The sequence below is a fragment of the Actinomadura sp. NBRC 104412 genome (genome assembly GCF_030269515.1).
In the GTDB taxonomy this organism is placed as follows: Bacteria; Actinomycetota; Actinomycetes; order Streptosporangiales; family Streptosporangiaceae; genus Spirillospora.
The window spans coordinates 72,395-88,886 of the sequence record NZ_BSTM01000013.1; the positions used below are offsets into that span (position 1 = coordinate 72,395).

The window sequence follows — 16,492 nt, forward strand, 5'->3', positions numbered from 1 at the left end:
ATCGGCTGCCTCACCGGCCGGCACGCCCTGACCGCGGGGACGTCTCCTTGCGCAGGCTTGGGACCGTGGACGGGAACAGCCCGTCGAACCCGTCGGCCAGCACCAGATCGGTGAACCAGCGCTCGGTATCGGGCCGGTTGAGCGGCAGCCGGCGCAACGGCTGGCTGTGCCGGGAGATCCACGATATGGCCACCTCATCGCAGAAGCCGGTCGCCCCATGGAACTGGTGGCCGGCCCGCAGCACCACCTCGGCGGCCCGCAGCCCGGCCACCCGGGCGGCGGCGACATCGGCCAGCAGGCCCGCGCGGCGGCGGTCGGCCGACCAGAGCGCGTAGAGAGCCTGCTGCTCGAACATCTGCATGGCGGTCACGGCGTCGGCCAGCCGGTGCTGCACCGCCTGGTTCTCGATGATCGGGGCGCCGAACTGGACGCGCTCGCGGGCGTGGGTCACCGTCAGCTCCAGTGCGCTCTCCAGCATGCCCAGCAGCGTGAAGATCTGCAGGTGCAGCGCCAGCGCGAGCGTGACCGGCGAGCCGGGAACGGGCTCTCCGGGGATGAGGTCGGCGACGAAGGGGCCGAGGCGGCCGCCGCGCCGTGGCCCGGAGGCCGCGTCCGCCCGGGCGGGTGCCAGGCTGCCCGACGTCCCGGCCAGCCACCAGTCGAGCGGCAGGTCGCCCATGTTGACCCGGAAGCGACCGCCGCGGCCCGCCCGGCGGTCGTCGACCACCGCGAGCGCGGCGCCGGCGGTGCCGTGCGCGGCCACCATGTTGCCCGCCACACGCTCGGCCAGCGGGTACGGCAGCGCGAACGCCCCGGCCGAGCGGCAGGCCGCCGCGGCCGCTTGCAGTTCTTGCTCCCCCGCGTCGGGGACGAGTTCGAGGAGCCCGAGCGAGTCCAACAGCGGCTCGATCTCGCGAGTCCGCACCTCCGGCTCGGACTCCGCGCGCATCACCAGGTCGAACCCGCCGGCGTCTCGCAGGGCCCGGCGGACGACCGCGTCCAGCTCGCGGGCCTCCTCGTCGAAGTCGGGCATGAAACGCTGGTCAGCCATGTCGGACGAGGGTCCTTCCGATCAGGTTCCGCTGCATCTCGAGCGTCCCGGAGGCGATGGTCGCGGCCTGCGCGTAGCGCCAGTGGTCCTCGACGGCGGCGGCGAAGCGCGCCAGGCGATGCTCCGGATCGGCCGGGTCGGCGGCGGCGGCCGGATCGGCCGGTCCGAGCGCGGCCGAACCCAGCAGGTCCATGAGGACCTCGGCGACGCTCTGGTCGAGCAGCGTCGCGGCGACCCGGTAGGCGGCGACGACGGCGGGGTCGGTGTGACCTTCCGCCTGGGCCTGGAGCACCTTGTACGCGAGAAGCCGCACCCCCCGCGTCTCCAGCAGCGCGGTCGCCCAGCGGGTGACCTGGCTCTCCGGAAGGTCGTCCCATACGTCCGCGAGGGCCTGGGGGGCCAGTTGGAGCAGCCGATCGCAGCGGGCGTAACGGGAGATCCCGACGCGCTCGTAAGCGAGGACGTCCCGGACCACCGCCCAGCCCTCGCCCACCTCCCCGAGGACGCCCGAGTCGTCGACGGCGACGTCGTCGAAGAAGACCTCGTTGAGGTGGTGCGGTCCGAGCATGCTCCGGATCGGGCGGACCGTGATGCCCGGCGAGTCGACGGGCAACAGGAACACCGTGATGCCGCGCCTCCGGTGACCGCCGGTGCGGGCCAGCAGGAAGCACCACTGGGCGATGCCCGCGTAGGACGTCCAGCACTTCTGACCGTTGATCCGCCAGCCGCCGCCGTCCGCCCTGGTCGCCGTGGTTCGCAGGGCGGGGAGGTCGGATCCGGCGTCCGGCTCGCTGAAGCCCTGGCACCAGATGACCTCGCCGGCGGCGATGGGCGGCAGGAACCGCGCGCGCTGCTCCGGGGTGCCGTGCTTCATGATCGCCGGACCGACCCAGTTGACGCCCATGTACTGGGCTCCGCGCGGCTCGTGGTGCGCCCACATCTCCTCGCGCATGACGGTCTGTTCCCAGATCGAGCCGCCGCGCCCGCCGTACTCCTCCGGCCAGGCCATCGTCAGCAGGCCATCGCGGGCCAGTACACGGCAGAACGCCTGCGCCACTTCCAGGTCGCGGGGGTCGTCGGTGAAGGCGCCGAGGAAGTCCGCGGGCACATGCTCCGCGATCAGTTCGCGCAGCCGGGCGCGCAGCGCGTCGGACTCGGCTCCGAACTCGAATTCCATCCGCGTCCTCACCGCAGATCGAAGCCGCGGAAACCGGCCTCGGCGACCGCGTGGCACCGGCGGACGTACTGGTGGAATCCACCCCCGTAGGGGATGAAGATCCGCGAACCGTCGTCCTTGTTCACATGGACCATGTAGTTGTCGACCTGCCTCCTGATCAGCGGCCGGGCGACCTCGGCGGCGTGCGCGGTCCATTCGTCCTGCGCCTGCCGCGTCGGCTCGATCCGATCGGCTCCGCGCTCCCGTGCGTGATCGATCAGGTCGCCCACGAAGTCGAGGTGCTGCACGTTGTGCACGTTCATGTTCGCCAGGACCGACGGGCTGCCCGGCCCGGTGATCAGGAAGAGGTTGGGGAAGCCCGCCGTCATGAGGCCCAGATAGGTCTGCGGGCCGCGCCGCCACCGGTCGCTGACCAGTTCGCCGGCGGCGTTGCGGATGTCCGCCCCGTCCAGCGCGCCGGTGAACGCCTCGAATCCGATGGCGAACACGATGACGTCGAGGTCGTAGGAGGTGTCCCTGGTCTCGATGCCGCCGGGGGTGATCCGGCGGATGGGGTCGGACCTGATGTCCGCCAGCGTCACGTTGTCCTGATTGAAGATCTCGTAGTAGCCCGTGTCGACGCAGAGCCGCCGGGTCCCGATCGGGTAGGCGTTGGGCACCAGCCGTTCGGCCACCACCGGATCCTTGACGACCTCGCGCACCTTGTCGCGGACATAGTCGCCCACGATCCGGTTGGCCTCCAGGTCCGTTCCCTGGTCGGAGAACAGCGTCAGCATCGGCTGGCCGCCGAACGCCCAGCGCTCGTCGAGCAGCTCGCGGCGCCGCTTGGGGGAGAAGTCGGCCGCCCGGCCGACGTAACCCGGAGTGAGGTTGCCGGCGGGCGCGGCGGCCACCTTCCTGCGCACCGCGGCCAGGTCGCGGGACAGCTCGGCGTGCAGCACGGGGTCGGCGGGCCGGTTGTGCGCCGGCACCGAGTAGTTGGGGGTCCGCTGGAACACCACGAGGCGCTCGGCCTCCGCGGCGATCGCCGTGGACGCCTGGACGCCCGACGATCCCGTCCCGATGACCCCGACCTTCTTCCCCCTCAGGTCGACACCGTCCTGTGGCCAGTGGGAGGTCAGCACCCACCGGCCGCGGAAGGTGCCGAGCCCTGGGAACCGCGGCTCACGGGCCTTGGACAGCTGGCCGGTCGTGCAGACCAGGAACCGCCCGGTGACGACGTCGCCCGCGTCGGTCTCCACGACCCACCGCCGCGCGTCCTCGTTCCAGCGCGCGCCGACCACCGAGGTGCGGAACCGGAAGTGCCGCCGGACGTCGAACCGGTCGGCGACGTGCTTCAGGTACCGCAGGAGTTCCGGCTGCGCGGCATACCGCTCACTCCACCGCCACTCGCGGTACAGGTCGTCGTCGAAGAGGTAACAGTAGTAGTGACTTTCCAGGTCAACGCGAGCGCCGGGGTAGGCGTTGTGGTACCACACTCCCCCCACCTCGGGAGCGCTCTCGATGCCGAGCACCGACAGTCCTTGGCGCGTCAGCCGGTGGACGGCGTAGATGCCGCCCATCCCGGCCCCGATGACGATCACATCCCGATCCGGCCGACTCATGCCGGCACCTCGCCGATCAACGCCTCACTCATCTTCTCGCCTCGCCATGTCGATGTGCGGAACCTGTTGGAGCCTGTCGGGGCCTGTTGGGCCGGTCGGAGCATGCGTGTCAGGGGCGGGCCGTCTGGCCACCGTCGATCAGGTACGGGGCACCCGTGATGTAGCCGGCCTCCGGGCTCAGCAGGAAGGCGATCAGCGCGGCGATCTCCTCGGGACGCGCGTACCGGCCAAGCGGCTTGCTCGCCAGGAACGCCTCCCGGGCGCGCGCCGCGTCGCCGCCCGCCGCGCGCTCCGCGTCGAGCATCATCGGGGTCTCCACGCCCGAGGGGCAGACGCAGTTGACCCGGACGCCGAAGGGCGCGCCCTCGACGGCGGTCGCCTTCGTCAGGCCGATCACCGCGTGTTTGGCCGCGCTGTAGGGCGCCCGGCCGGGATAGCCGGCCGTGCCCGCGGTCGAGGCGAGGTTGACGATGGCCCCGCCGACCCGCTTGAGGTGGGGGAAGACGGCCTTGGTGCCCAGCCAGACCGCCTTGAGATTGACGGCGACCACCCGGTCGAACTCGTCCTCCGGGTATTCCTCGACAGGGGCGCTGGGGCCGTTGATGCCGGCGTTGTTGACCAGGCCGTCGATCCGGCCCCAGTCCTCGGCGACCTTGGCGACGCAGGTGTTCAGCGCCGCGGTGTCGGTGACATCGAGCTCGTAAGGGCGGGCCCGCTCCCCGGCGGCGTCGATCCGGGCGGCGACGTCGGAGACCGGCGAGCCCGGCAGATCGAGGAGCGCCACCCGGGCGCCCTCGGAAGCCAGCCGCACCGCGACCGATTCGCCGATCCCCTGCGCGGCCCCGGTCACCAGGACGACCCGGTCGGCGAACCTCTCAGGCATTGCCTTCCTCCACCAGGTAAAGTAGTAATACTTGCTATCTTATCAAGAATTAGAAGGGACGAATAGGGGCGGCTCGGTCATGGCCGAGCCCATGCCGCCTTGTGGTGCGTCAGCGTCTCGGGATCCGGGCCACCAGTTCCTGCTTGCGGATCTTTCCGAACGCCGTGGTCGGCAGCTCGTCGAGCGCGAACCACGCCACCGGCACCTTCTGACGGGCCAGACCGCGCGCCCGGACGAACTCCACGAGCTCCTCGGCACCGGGCGGTTCGGAGTCGGCGCGGACCACGTAGAACGCGACCGGGACCTCGCCGTACCGCTCATCGGGGCCGGGAACGACCGCCACGTGCAGGACGCCGGGATGCGCGAGCACGGCCTCCTCGATCTCGCGCGTCGAGAACTTCTCCCCGCCCCGGTTGACGATGTCCTTGACCCGGCCGGTGATCACAACGTTCCCGTCCTCGTCGACGCGGCCGACATCGCCGGTCACGAACCAGCCCTCGGCCGGATCGAGCGCGGCGGCGTTGTCGTCCTCGTTCACGTAGCCGAGCATCCGCTCGGGCCCGCGGACGCGGATCAGCCCGTCCCTGCCCGGCCCCAGTGGCACGCCCGACGCGTCCACGACGCTCACCTCCGAACCCGGGCCGACGGGGCCGTCGGTATCGCGGCGGACGGCGATCGGCGTCGTGGCGTTGGCGATCGTCGTGCTCATGTGCTCGGTCGAGCCATAACAGCGCCAGGCGTGCAGCCCGATCCGCTCGGCCCGGTCGATCAGTCCAGGATCGGTCGCCGCGCCGCCGACCGAGTACCCCCGCAGCGATGACCGGGTCATCCCGGCGGCCTCGTAGGCGGCGAGGATCTCCTGCAGGAAGATCGGGGTGCCGGAGGAGATCGTGCATCCCTCCTCCTCGATGAGGCGCACCGCCCGCCCGGCGTCCCAGACGTCCTGCAGGACGACGGGAGCCCCGGCGGTGACGGGCATGGTGAACCCGACGATCAGGCCGGTCAGGTGCGCGAACGGCGCCGGCATGAAGCTGACGTCGCGCCAGGAGACGCCCCAGGTCTCCCGCATCTGGCGGGTCTCGGCGAGCAGTCCCACCGAGTCGACGACCACGCCCTTGGCACGTGCGGTCGTCCCGGAGGTGTAGGCCACCACGCACGGATCCTCCGCCGTGACCACCGCCGGCACGCGGACGTCGGGCGCCGGGCGCTCCAGGAGCGGGCCCAGCTCGGTCCAGCCCGAAGCGGTGCCGCGCACCGCCAGCCGCAGCCGTGGCTGTGGCGTCCCGAGGCCGTCCAGGACGGTGTCGAGCAACGCGGTGTGCGGGTGCCCGCGGAACCGGACGGGGGTGACCACCGCCGCCGGGCGCAGCTCGGAGAGGATCTGCCGGAGCTCGTGCTCCCTGTAGATCATGACGATCGGGTTGTTGACGGCGCCCACCTGCCAGGTGGCCAGCGCCACCACGGCGGCCTCCCACCAGTTGGGAATCTGCCAGGCCACCACGTCGCCGGGTCCGATCCCGGCGTCCCGGAAGGCCGCCGCGAGCGCGTTGGCGCGCCGCCGGAGCCCACGATTGGTCACCCTGACAGCACCGTCGACGATCGCGGTCCGGTCGGGGAACTGGTCGAGGCGCGCGATCAGCCGCTCGCCGACCACCGAGTCGTCGATGAGACCCGCCCGCCGCCACGCCGTCCGCAACCGCTCGGGCTGCCGGTACTTGTCGAACCTGCCGCGCGCCAGCACGCCGCTCCCGCCCGCGCCGGACCCGCCGCCGCTGATCCCGCCGCCGGTCATGAGGCCGAGCTCCAGACGGGGGAACGGCCTTCGAGGAAGGCCGCAGGCCCCTCGGTCGCGTCGGGATGCGCCCAGTGCGCGCGGATCGAGTCCCAGCCGCGGTCCATGACGGCGCGCAGGAGCGTCTCCTCGAGGTCCACCAGCGCCTTCCTGCTGCGCCTGACCGCGGCGGGCGAGTTGGCGGCGATCGCCCGGGCCAGCTCCAGCGCCCGGTCGAGCAGCGTCCCGTCGGGAACGACCTCGGAGACCAGGCCCGCCTCCTGCGCCGCCGCGGCGTCCAGCCGCTCGGACCGGCCGAGCAGCGCCATCCGCGTGATGACGTCGAAGCGCGCCCGCAGCGCGAGCATCACCGGCTCCAGTGCGGTGACCTGGCCCATCGTCACGTGCGGGTCGAGGAACGAGGCGCTCTCCCCCGCGATCACGATGTCCCCCTCGGCGACGAAGTGCAGTCCCCCGCCGGCGCACACCCCGTTCACCGCGACGACGACCGGGACCTCGACCCGATGCCGCGGCAGGAACGCCAGCTCCTCCTTCGAGGTCGCCCCGTACCGCGTGCGCGTCGATTCCAGCATCGAGGCGTCGGCACCGGCGCAGAAGCCCTTCCCGGCGCCCGTCACGACGACGCAACGCACGCCCGGCGTTCCGGCCACCGTGTCCCACAGCGCGCTCAGCTCGCGCATCATCCGCGCGTCGAAGGCGTTCAGCCGGTCCGGCCGGTTCAAGGTGACCACCAGGATCCGGCCGTCGTCCTCCCACCGCGTGATCAGCGTCGCCGGCGATGCGGGGTCCGGTACGCCGGCGAGCGGGGTCTCCTCGCTTGCCACGGTCTCTCTTCTCCTCGGCGTTCGACAATGGGCCGGCCGTGCCGGCGGGCCCGGATCGGGCTCAGACGATGACCATCCCGCCGCTGACCGACAGCGTCTGGCCGGTGACGTAGCCCGCGCCGGGGCCGCAGAAGTAGGCGATGGCCGACGCCACGTCGGCCGGGGTGCCGAGCCTGCGCATCGGGATGCCGCGCCGCAGCTTGTCCAGCATTCCGGGGGCCTGCCGCATGGAGTCGGCCAACAGCGGGGTGTCCACGATCCCGGGCGACACCGCGTTGACGGTGATCTCGTCCCGGGCGAGCTCGCGCGCGAGCGACCGGGTGAGCGCGAGCACGCCGCCTTTGGCCGCGGTGTAGGCGGCCCCGTTCGACATGCCGGTCCGCGCCGAGTCCGAGGCGACGTTGACGATGCGGCCGTCGCCCCACTCCCGCAGGACCGGCACGACCTCCCGGGTGACCTTGATGGTCCCGCTGAGGTTGATGGCCAGCAACGTGTCGACGAGGTCGTCGTCGTGATCCTCCAGCGGGACGTTGAGCGTCCAGCCCGCGTTGTTGACCAGCCCGCCGAGGCCGCCGAGCCGCGCGGCGGCCTCGGCGACGGCCGCACGGATCGTGGCGGCGTCGGTGACGTCCAGGAGGAACGCGTGGGCCGCGCCACCGGCGTCGCGGATCGCGGCCGCGGCCTTCTCGGCGCCGTCCCCGTCCCGGTCGGTGACGGCGACCGGGTGCCCGCGGGCGGCCAGCACCTCGGCCGCGCACCGCCCGATGCCGCTCGCCGCCCCGGTCACCAGAATCGGACGCGGACGCTCTTCGCTCTCCTCCCCGATCACGATCCCAGTTAACATTAAAAGTATTGAAAGGACAAGAAGGGATCGTGTTAAGGTTCGGCGCGGCCGCCGGTGCGGGACCGGCGCCGGGGAGCGAGGTCGGTCGGATGGACACCGAGAGGCTTGCGATCGTCGTGGGGGCGTCATCCGGGATCGGCGCGGAGACGGGCCGGATCCTGGCCGAGCGGTACGAGGTCCTTCTCGTGGCCCGCCGCGCGGACAGGCTGCGCGCGCTCGCGGACGAGATCGGCGGGTCGTTCCTCGCCGCCGACGTCACCGTCGCGGAGGACGTGCGACGGCTCGGCGAGCACGTGCGCGAGCGCGGTCTGCGCCCGGCACTCGTCGTGTACTCGGCCGGGGTGATGAAGCCGTCCCCCGTGCACCGCACCGAGGTCGAGGACTGGGACCGCATCCTGTCGGTGAACCTGCGCGGCGCGTTCCTCACGGCTCGCGCGCTGGTCCCCGCCCTGGAGCCCGGCGCCCGCATCGTCTTCGTGTCGTCGGTCGCGGCCGACAAGGGACAGCCGGGCCTGTCCTCGTACGCGGCCTCCAAGGCGGGGCTGGAGCGGTTCGCCGAATCGCTCGCCGCCGAACTGGAGCCCAAGGGCGTAGCCGTGCACGTCGTCGCCCCCGGCCCGACGGCGACCCCACTGCTCGACCTGCCGGACACCTCCCCGTTCCAGCTCGAGGCGCGCCGGGTGGCCGAGGTCGTCGACTGGCTGAGCCGGCTCCCCACCGACGTCGTGATCAAGAAGATCACCCTGAGGGCCCCGATCAAGGGGCCCTTCGCCCGCAGGCGTCACGACAGGTAGGCGTCCTGCAGGTTGCGGTCCAGGCCGGGGTCGGCGGGGGTGCCGGAGCCGACCAGCCGGCCGCGCTGCAGGATATGGACCCGGGAGCAGACCGCCTTGGCGACCTCCAGACGCTGCTCGACCAGGAGCACGGCCGTTCCCTCCTGCGTGATCCGCATGATGATCTCCTCGACCCGGTTCACGAGGGCGGGCGCCAGACCGTTGGTCGGCTCGTCCATCAGCAGGACCCGGGGACCGCCGACCAGCGCGCGGCCGATGGCCAGCATCTGCTGCTGCCCACCGCTGAGAGCCCCGGCGGCCTTGCCGAGGTGCGGCACCAGCTCCGGGAGCAGCGCCAGCACACCGTCAACGGTGTACGTCGAGGTCCGGCCCCGTACCGCGGTCGCGCCGAGAGCGAGGTTGTCCCGCACCGACAGGCCCGGGAACACTCGCCGCCCCTCCAGCACATGCCCGAGGCCCATCCGGGCCCGCGCCGCCGCGTCCTTCCCCGTGACGTCGGTCCCGTTCAGCAGGACGTGGCCGCCGCGGACGGGTTCCAGCCCGCCGGCCGCCCGCAGCAGCGAGGTCTTGCCCGCCCCGTTGGCGCCCAGCACCCCCACACAGGTGGCCTCCGGCACGTCGAGGGACACCCCGTGCACGGCGGTGATGCCGCCATACGAGACGACGAGCCCCGACAGGCTCAGCGCGTCGCCGGTCATTTCTCTCCCAGGTAGGCGGTGCGGACGGCGTCGGCGGTCGCGAGCTCGCCGGGCGGTCCCTTCCAGAGCACGGTGCCGAGGTCGAGCACGATGACCTCGTCGACCAGCCGCCGGATGAAGTCGAGGTGGTGCTCGACCACGATGACCGCGCACCCCGCGGCGGCCAGCGCGCGGATGCACTCGGCGAGCTTGTCGATCTCGGCCGAGGCCAGGCCGGCGGCCGGCTCGTCGAGCAGGAGGACGCGAGGGCCCGCGTGGACGGCCACGGCGATCTCCAGGAACCGCAACTGCCCATGGCTCAGGCGGCCGCCCTCACCGCGCATCGCGGCGGCGTCGCCGGGATCGATCCCACCCGCTCGGAGCAGCTCGGCCGCCATCGCCGCGCCCGTCCCGGCGGGCACGCCGGCGCGCCGGTGCAACGCGAAGTGCTCGCCGACGCCCAGTCCCGGGAACGTCTTGGGGATCTGGAACGTCCTGCCCACCCCGTGCCGCGCGATCTCGTGCGGCCGCCGTCCGACCAGGTTCTCCCCGTCGAGCGTGATCGTGCCCGCGGTCGGGGCGTACAACCCGGACAGGACGTTGAGCAGCGTCGTCTTCCCGGAGCCGTTGGGCCCGACGAGCCCGAGCACCTGCCCCGGGCGCACCTCCAGGTCGACGCCGTCCAACGCGCGGACCCCGCCGAAGGACTTCGCCACGCCACGGGCCACCAGCACCGGCGCCTGACCGTCCGGCTCGGGTTTCCCGGCGTCCGGCTCGCCCGTCCCCGCGGCCCGGCCCGCGAACGGGTTCGGGACGGCGGCGCTCGTGCCGCTCAGCAGCCCGCGCGGGCGCAGCAGCATGAGCGCGATCAGCAGCGCGCCGTAGAGATACGCGTTGAGCCCGGGGAACGCCGTCAGCTCCAGCGGGACCAGGGTCAGGACAAGGGCTCCGAGGAGCGGCCCGTACACCGATCCGGCACCGCCGAGGATCACCATCACCAGCAGCATGATGGACAGCTGCGAGTTCAGCGCGTTGGGGGTCAGGTAGAGGGACAGATAGGCGAACAGCCCGCCGGCCAGGGAGCCGAAGGCCGAGCCCAGCGCGAACCCGAGGACCCGCGTGCGGTACGGAGACACGCCGAGGGCGATCGCGCCGGGCTCGCCGTCGCGGACGGCGAGGGACGCGCGGCCGAACCGCGAGTGCCGGATGCGGTGGTGTGCCACGTAGGCCAGGTAGGCGCAGGCCAGGATGATCGCGGGCAGCAGCAACTCGGAGTCCGTCTGCTCGCCGCCCGGCACCACGATCGGCACGATGCCGGACACGCCCGCCGTGCCACCGGTGAGCGAATCCAGTTCGAGGATCAGGTCCGTCGTCACCAGGGTCAGCCCGAGTGACACCATGGCCAGCCCGATGGTCCCCAGCCGCCCGGCCGGCGCGCCGATGCCGAGCCCCACGACGAACCCCGCGGCCAGGGCGGCGGGCAGCGTCCACCAGATGACCCAGCCGAGCTCGGACGTCAGGATCCCGGCCACGTAGGCGCCGACCGCGAACGCGGCGCCCTGCCCCAGCGAAAGGGCGCCGCCGAAGCCCGCGGGGATGTTGAGGCCCAGCGCGGCGATCACGTACACGGCGAGCAGCAGGGTCACGTAACTGTCGTAGGTGCCGCCGCCCCAGAAGGAGACGAGGGCGAACGCGATCAGCACGGCGATGAGGCCGTTGATCCAGGGATTCGCCAGCGGTCCGCGGATCGGTGCCGGCAGCGCCGCCACCGCCGCCGTCACACGGGCGCCGATGCCGGCCTGCGCTGCCCGCAGGCCGCGAAGAGCACCGCTCATACCGTCCGCGCTCCCATCGCACCGAACACGCCGAACGGCCGCACCAGATAGACCAGCAGGAGGACCGCGAACATCACCAGGTTGATGAGCAGGCTTCCTACGAAGGCGTCCGCGATCTGCACGACCAGCCCCACGACCAGGCCGCCGAGCAGCGCGCCCCGCAGGTCGCCCAGCCCGCCGAGCGCGGCGGCCACGAACCCGTTGAACAGATAGGCCAGTCCCAGGCCGGGGCTCACCAGCTCGGTCGGGGCGATGACCAGCCCGGACACCAGGGCCACGACTCCGGCCAGGACGGCGGCGAGCTGGGACATCCGGGCGGGCGAGATCCCGATCGCCGCCGCTCCGTCCACGTCCTCGGAGACGGCGCGCAGCATCCGCCCGACCCGGGTGCGCGTGTAGAGCAGACCCAGCAGCAGCGCGAGCACGACGGGGGCCGCGATCAACACCAGTTCGGCGGGCGAGATCCGGATCGGCCCGAGGCTGATCTTTTCGGTGCCGGCGCCGTAGGGGTAGGCCACCGACTGGCCGCCGAACGGCTCGGCCAGAAGCTGGGCGAGGATGACGCTCGCCCCCAGCGTGGACAGGATCCACGGAAGGCCGTTGTGCACGCGCAGGAACGGGCGGATGGCCAGCCGTTCCTCGACCAGCGAGGCGCCGATCACCGCGGCCGCCGCCAGCGGCATGGCGATGGGCAGCGGCAGATGCCAGAGCCGGGTGGCGGCCAGCACCACGATCGGGCCGGCGATGATGAGCTCGCCGTGTGCGAAGTTCAGCACACCCGTCGTGCGTTGCAGCACCGCGAACCCGAGGGCGACGAGGGCGTAGATCGCCCCTACCGCCACCCCGGGGACGACGATCTCGTTGAGCAGCCCGTTCACCGCTCACCGGCCTTACCGAGTCGAGGGGCGGGCATCAGCCGACCGCCGCCTGCCGGCAGGTTCCCGCGTCGCAGGGGAACGACGGCTGGAACAGCCCTAGCTGGTCGGGCGAGAGCCCGAGGCGCTTGTCGGGCCCGTAGACGTAGTTGCCCTGCGCGCCGGCGAAGCGCTGCCCGGACATGAGGACCTTCTTGATCTCAGCGGGGTCGGTGCTGCCGGCCTTGTCGGCCGCGGTGCGGACGAGGGTCACGGCGTCGAAGCCGTAGGCGCCGACCTGGTCGAGCGCCGAGAAGGTCTGCTTCCCGCGCTTGGCCTTGTATCCCTGGACGAACTCCCCGGCCGCCCCGCTGGGGGCCTGCCCGTCGCCGTCGGCCAGGAACGTCTTGGGCAGCGGGCCGCCCACCGACTTGGCCAGCACCTCCTTGGGCGCCGCCGCGATCACCGCAGGGTCGCCCATGGCCTTGGGCCCGACGAGCACACCTTTGTAGCCCGACTCGCCCACGCTCTTCATGGTCTGGACGAGCCCGGCGCCGTAGGTCCAGGCGATCAGCGCGTTCGCTCCCTGGCTCCTGAGGCCGTTCAGCTGGCGGGTGACGGAGGTGGCGCCCGTCGGGAAGTCGGAGTTGACGAGGCGGATGTTCGGGTAGCTGCGCGACACCAGCGACTTGGTGATCTCGACCTGCGCCTTCCCGTAGGCGGACGCCTCGTTGAGCTGCCCCACGATCCCACCGGTCGCGTGCTTGGACGCGTAGTCGACCAGCGGCTGGACCGCCGGGTCGCCGTCGTTGTCGCCGACGCTGAAGCCCCACTTGTAGGTCTTGCTCTCACCGAGCTTCGCGAGGATCGGCCCGGTGCCGGGGCCAAGGCCGAGGATCTTCGACTGGTTCAGGACGTCCTGGACGGCGGGCATCGATTCGGTCGTGAAGTAGATGGCTTGCACGCCCTTCTGCGCGAGTTCGCGGGTGGCCGCGACCGCCTTGGTCGCGTCGCCGCCGGTGTCGCGGACGATGAGCTCCACCTTGGGGCCGCCCTGGCCGCCCGCCTGGTTCGCCTTGTCGACGGCCACCTCCGCCCCGGCGCGGGCGGCGATGCCGCTGGACGAGAGCGGTCCGGTGAGGGCCCCGACGAAGCCGAAAACGATCTTGTCTTCACCGCTGCCGGACCCGCCGCCACCGCACGCCGAGACGGCCGGCACGAGCAGGGCGGCACAGGCCGCGAGCACGCCCATGGAACGCCACATGAATCCTCCCCAGGCTTATTAATATTACAAGGATTGAACTCTCGGCGTTCTCCGATGTCAACGGGTATGGAGAGGAATGACCGGCAGGATGAGGCACGAGGGGTGGGACGGTCCGTGATGCAGGCGCTGCTCGGCGACCGGCGTGCCTGGTGGCCTGGCCAGATCGAAGCGCGGGAAGCAGCTCGCCGCCACGTCCAGCCTGATCCGGTGGCCCGGCCCGAAGGCGTAGGCGGTGGACGACATCCGCACCTCGATCTCACGGACCTCCTCCGTCAGGTCGACCCGGAGGATGCCGTCGCACACCGACATGGCCCGCCCGCCGGGCTCGACGTCGACCAGCCGTGCCACGAAGTCCGCCGGACCGGCGTCTCCCGAGACGAACAGCCGCGCCGACACCGGCCCGATCGCCTCCAGCGGCTCCTCCAGGGGCCCGGACGTGAAGGACAGGACATCCGGCCTCGCCTCGACCTTCCGCTGGTCACGCGGGCCCGAGTTGGCGGAGATGAACAGGCCCGGCAGGTAGGTGGCGCCACCGGTGGCCGGCACGGGATCCGCCGGGTCGTGCCGGATCGTCGTGACCCCGTCCCGGCCCGCCTCCCGGCCCGCCTCCCGGTCCGCGGTGAGCCGTCCGCCCTCCGGGCCCGCGCCGAGCCGGAACGGCGTGTACACCGCGCGGGCGGGCGGCCACTCCTGCTCGTCGCGCCATTCGTCGGCGCCCATGACGAAGATCCGCACCGGCGGGCCCGTGACCTCCCCGCCGTCCAGCACCTCCTTGAACCACCGCAACTGGAGGCCGCCGAGGTCGATCGCCGCCGCGCTCGACCGGGGCCCGAACCACCGTTCGGGGAACCAGCCGGAGTGCGCGCCGTGCGCCCACGGGCCGACCACCAGCCGCGAGGACGGCGAACGGCTCGCGACCGCATGCCCTTCGAGCGTCCCGTCGAGGAAGATGTCGTGCCAGCCCCCGATGCTCAGCACCGGGACCTCGCCCGTATAGACCTCTTCCGGTCCGAGCACCCCGGCCGGCAGCTCGCCGCCCAGCCAGTCACCGGCGTACGGCGCCACGTCGCGCAACCGCTCCGCGAGATCGGCCGGCCCGCTTGCATACGGCCCGCCCGCGCTCGCCGTCAGCTCCGCGAGCAGGGCGCGCGCCGCCGCCACGTCCTCGCCACGCGCGGCCCGGCGGGCCAGCTCGGAGGGGATCAGCGACTCGGCGATCCACAGCGCGACGAACCCTAGCTGCAAAGCCCCACCCGCTCTCGCCCAGCCGTCGCGTACGTCCGCCGAGGTGGTGGCGGGTGCGATCGCCTTGAGCCCCGCAGGCCGCGACGCGGCCGCGTACCACTGCGTCGTGCCCGTATACGAGCCGCCGACCATCACCACACGCCCGTCGCACCAGGGTTGCCGCGCAAGCCAGTCGATCGTGTCCGCGCCGTCGGCCCGCTCGGCGACGAACGGCTCGAAGTCGCCCTCGCTGGCGAATCGGCCGCGGGTGTCCTGCACGGCGACGGCGAAGCCCGCCTCGACGGCGCGGCGCACGTCCAGCCAGTTGTTCACGATTCCCGTCGAGGACTTCCCGTACGGGTTCCGCTGAACGATCACCGGGACCGGACGGCTCCCGCGAAGTCGGTACACATCGGTGGCGAGCCGGACACCGTCCCGCATCGGGACCATGACATCCAGGTTCACCAGTATGTCGCTGCTCACCCACAAGGTTATAAAGGATTACAAGTTTGACGACAACCGTCCTATCAGCGGAATCAGTCCATCGCCCGGGACTGGACAGCACCGCCGCCTCATCGGGGCTTGTCCCCGATGGCGCGGCGCGAAGGCGCCTAGCCTTCGGCGCTGAGGACGTCGGTGACGGGTCGCCGCGAGCTAGGCGGGCTGTGCTCCGTGTGGCCTAGTCGCAACACCATCTGCGGATGCCCGCACCCCAGGTCCCGCCGCACCGCCGTCCGTAGGTAGGGCAATTCCAAGGGCTGGGTGTGGAAGGCCGCGCTGACCTGGACCGTTGCCGCGTGCAGCAGCACATGCTGGAGGGCCTGTCCGGCCAGCAGCCAGTCCGTCCTTCTGTCTTCTCGGGTGGTGAGCACCGCCACCGTTCCCACGGCGCGCGGATCGACCGGTCGATCAGCGTCCCGGTGACCGGCGGGGAGTTGGAATCCCCACGGCGACCCGGCGGCATGGTCGCGGCCCGGAGCCGCCCACGCATCCAGTTCACCGGAGAAACGCGCATCAAGGCGCTGGATCGCCTGCGCCACGTGGACGTGCACCTCCAGCAACGCCCGCTGCCGGTCATCGTGGACGATGCGCAGTCCGGCGCCTTCATGCCGGGCGATGCCCGCCAGCACGGTCGGCAGCGTAGGCGGGAGCGCGGTCGTCGAGAAGGGCCCGCGGTGGGTGTGGCGGTGCCGCATCGCCCGATACAGCAGTTCCTCGTAGGGCCGCGGTGCCGTTCTCGTCCCCCAGGTGATTCTGGCGAGCAGATCCGGGCGGGCCGGATCGGGGAGGAGCCGTACACGCGGAGTGAAGCCCAGGTGCCGGACGGCCAGCCTCGCGTTGAACAGCGCCGCGCCACAGCTGATCACCATTTCGCGACCCGCCGCATCGGCGACCGGCAGCCTTCGCGACGGATCGGCCCACAACTCCAGGCCGCGGGGTCGGTCGACGAACCGCCACGGTTGCGTGTTGTGCACGGACGGCGCCAGGATCGCCGCGCGGACGACGAAGCAGGCCGCCTGGCCGGGCCGTACGCGTCTGGAAACCGCATCTCCACGCCCGGCCGCGGGATGTATGGCGCTGACCATGGGGATGACCTCCAACCGTGAGCTGTCCGATGCGCCCAGCGTGCCGGTCGGAGTGTCCGGCGGCACCGTCCCAAAGCCCCTCC

General features: G+C 72.1%; 14 protein-coding genes. 1 reads left to right on the plus strand and 13 read right to left on the minus strand.

What is annotated here, in order from left to right; genetic code table 11:
- Positions 1 to 10: 10 nt before the first annotated feature.
- The 7 genes from QSK21_RS18105 to QSK21_RS18135 form a co-directional block, all read right to left on the minus strand.
- Positions 11 to 1,051 (minus strand): acyl-CoA dehydrogenase family protein, encoded by a 1,041-nt coding sequence (locus QSK21_RS18105; protein WP_285697214.1) that lies wholly within the window; start codon positions 1,049 to 1,051, stop codon positions 11 to 13.
- Positions 1,044 to 2,228, minus strand: a complete 1,185-nt coding sequence (locus tag QSK21_RS18110) for an acyl-CoA dehydrogenase family protein (RefSeq protein WP_285697217.1) — start codon at positions 2,226 to 2,228, stop codon at positions 1,044 to 1,046. The genes QSK21_RS18105 and QSK21_RS18110 overlap by 8 nt, the downstream gene beginning before the upstream one ends.
- A gap of 8 nt (positions 2,229 to 2,236) precedes the next feature.
- Positions 2,237 to 3,832, minus strand: coding sequence for a flavin-containing monooxygenase (locus tag QSK21_RS18115; protein WP_285697219.1), 1,596 nt, complete (start codon positions 3,830 to 3,832; stop codon positions 2,237 to 2,239).
- A 109-nt stretch (positions 3,833 to 3,941) separates the two neighbouring features.
- Complete coding sequence (locus QSK21_RS18120) at positions 3,942 to 4,715, minus strand: SDR family NAD(P)-dependent oxidoreductase (RefSeq protein WP_285697220.1); 774 nt, start codon at positions 4,713 to 4,715, stop codon at positions 3,942 to 3,944.
- A gap of 109 nt (positions 4,716 to 4,824) precedes the next feature.
- Positions 4,825 to 6,507, minus strand: a complete 1,683-nt coding sequence (locus tag QSK21_RS18125; RefSeq protein ID WP_285697222.1) for an AMP-binding protein — start codon at positions 6,505 to 6,507, stop codon at positions 4,825 to 4,827.
- Positions 6,504 to 7,331 (minus strand): enoyl-CoA hydratase/isomerase family protein, encoded by an 828-nt coding sequence (locus tag QSK21_RS18130; RefSeq protein ID WP_285697224.1) that lies wholly within the window; start codon positions 7,329 to 7,331, stop codon positions 6,504 to 6,506. The genes QSK21_RS18125 and QSK21_RS18130 overlap by 4 nt, the downstream gene beginning before the upstream one ends.
- A gap of 61 nt (positions 7,332 to 7,392) precedes the next feature.
- A complete protein-coding gene (locus QSK21_RS18135; RefSeq protein WP_285697225.1) occupies positions 7,393 to 8,175 on the minus strand; it encodes an SDR family NAD(P)-dependent oxidoreductase in 783 nt (260 codons plus the stop codon).
- A gap of 89 nt (positions 8,176 to 8,264) precedes the next feature.
- Here QSK21_RS18135 and QSK21_RS18140 point away from each other — a divergent pair, with 89 nt between their 5' ends.
- The gene (locus QSK21_RS18140; RefSeq protein ID WP_285697227.1) at positions 8,265 to 8,969 is read left to right on the plus strand and encodes an SDR family oxidoreductase; all 705 of its coding nucleotides are present in this window, start codon (positions 8,265 to 8,267) and stop codon (positions 8,967 to 8,969) included.
- On the opposite strand, the gene QSK21_RS18145 is transcribed toward QSK21_RS18140, so the two are convergent.
- The 6 genes from QSK21_RS18145 to QSK21_RS18170 all read right to left on the minus strand — a co-directional run bounded on the left by QSK21_RS18145 (position 8,957) and on the right by QSK21_RS18170 (position 16,409).
- On the minus strand, positions 8,957 to 9,667 hold the full coding sequence (locus QSK21_RS18145) for an ABC transporter ATP-binding protein (protein WP_285697229.1): 711 nt from the start codon (positions 9,665 to 9,667) through the stop codon (positions 8,957 to 8,959). The two genes, QSK21_RS18140 and QSK21_RS18145, sit on opposite strands and share 13 nt — an antisense overlap.
- Positions 9,664 to 11,481, minus strand: a complete 1,818-nt coding sequence (locus tag QSK21_RS18150) for a branched-chain amino acid ABC transporter ATP-binding protein/permease (RefSeq protein WP_285697230.1) — start codon at positions 11,479 to 11,481, stop codon at positions 9,664 to 9,666. Before QSK21_RS18150 ends, QSK21_RS18145 begins: the two co-directional genes overlap by 4 nt.
- Positions 11,478 to 12,359 carry a branched-chain amino acid ABC transporter permease gene (locus QSK21_RS18155; protein WP_285697231.1) on the minus strand — a complete coding sequence of 294 codons (882 nt, stop codon included), beginning with the start codon at positions 12,357 to 12,359 and terminating at the stop codon, positions 11,478 to 11,480. The genes QSK21_RS18150 and QSK21_RS18155 overlap by 4 nt, the downstream gene beginning before the upstream one ends.
- Positions 12,360 to 12,393: 34 nt before the next feature.
- Positions 12,394 to 13,599, minus strand: coding sequence for an ABC transporter substrate-binding protein (locus tag QSK21_RS18160; RefSeq protein ID WP_285697234.1), 1,206 nt, complete (start codon positions 13,597 to 13,599; stop codon positions 12,394 to 12,396).
- Positions 13,600 to 13,656: 57 nt separating this feature from the next.
- On the minus strand, positions 13,657 to 15,306 hold the full coding sequence (locus tag QSK21_RS18165) for a CocE/NonD family hydrolase (protein ID WP_285697235.1): 1,650 nt from the start codon (positions 15,304 to 15,306) through the stop codon (positions 13,657 to 13,659).
- A 128-nt stretch (positions 15,307 to 15,434) separates the two neighbouring features.
- Positions 15,435 to 16,409, minus strand: coding sequence for an Acg family FMN-binding oxidoreductase (locus QSK21_RS18170; RefSeq protein ID WP_285697237.1), 975 nt, complete (start codon positions 16,407 to 16,409; stop codon positions 15,435 to 15,437).
- Positions 16,410 to 16,492: the final 83 nt, after the last annotated feature.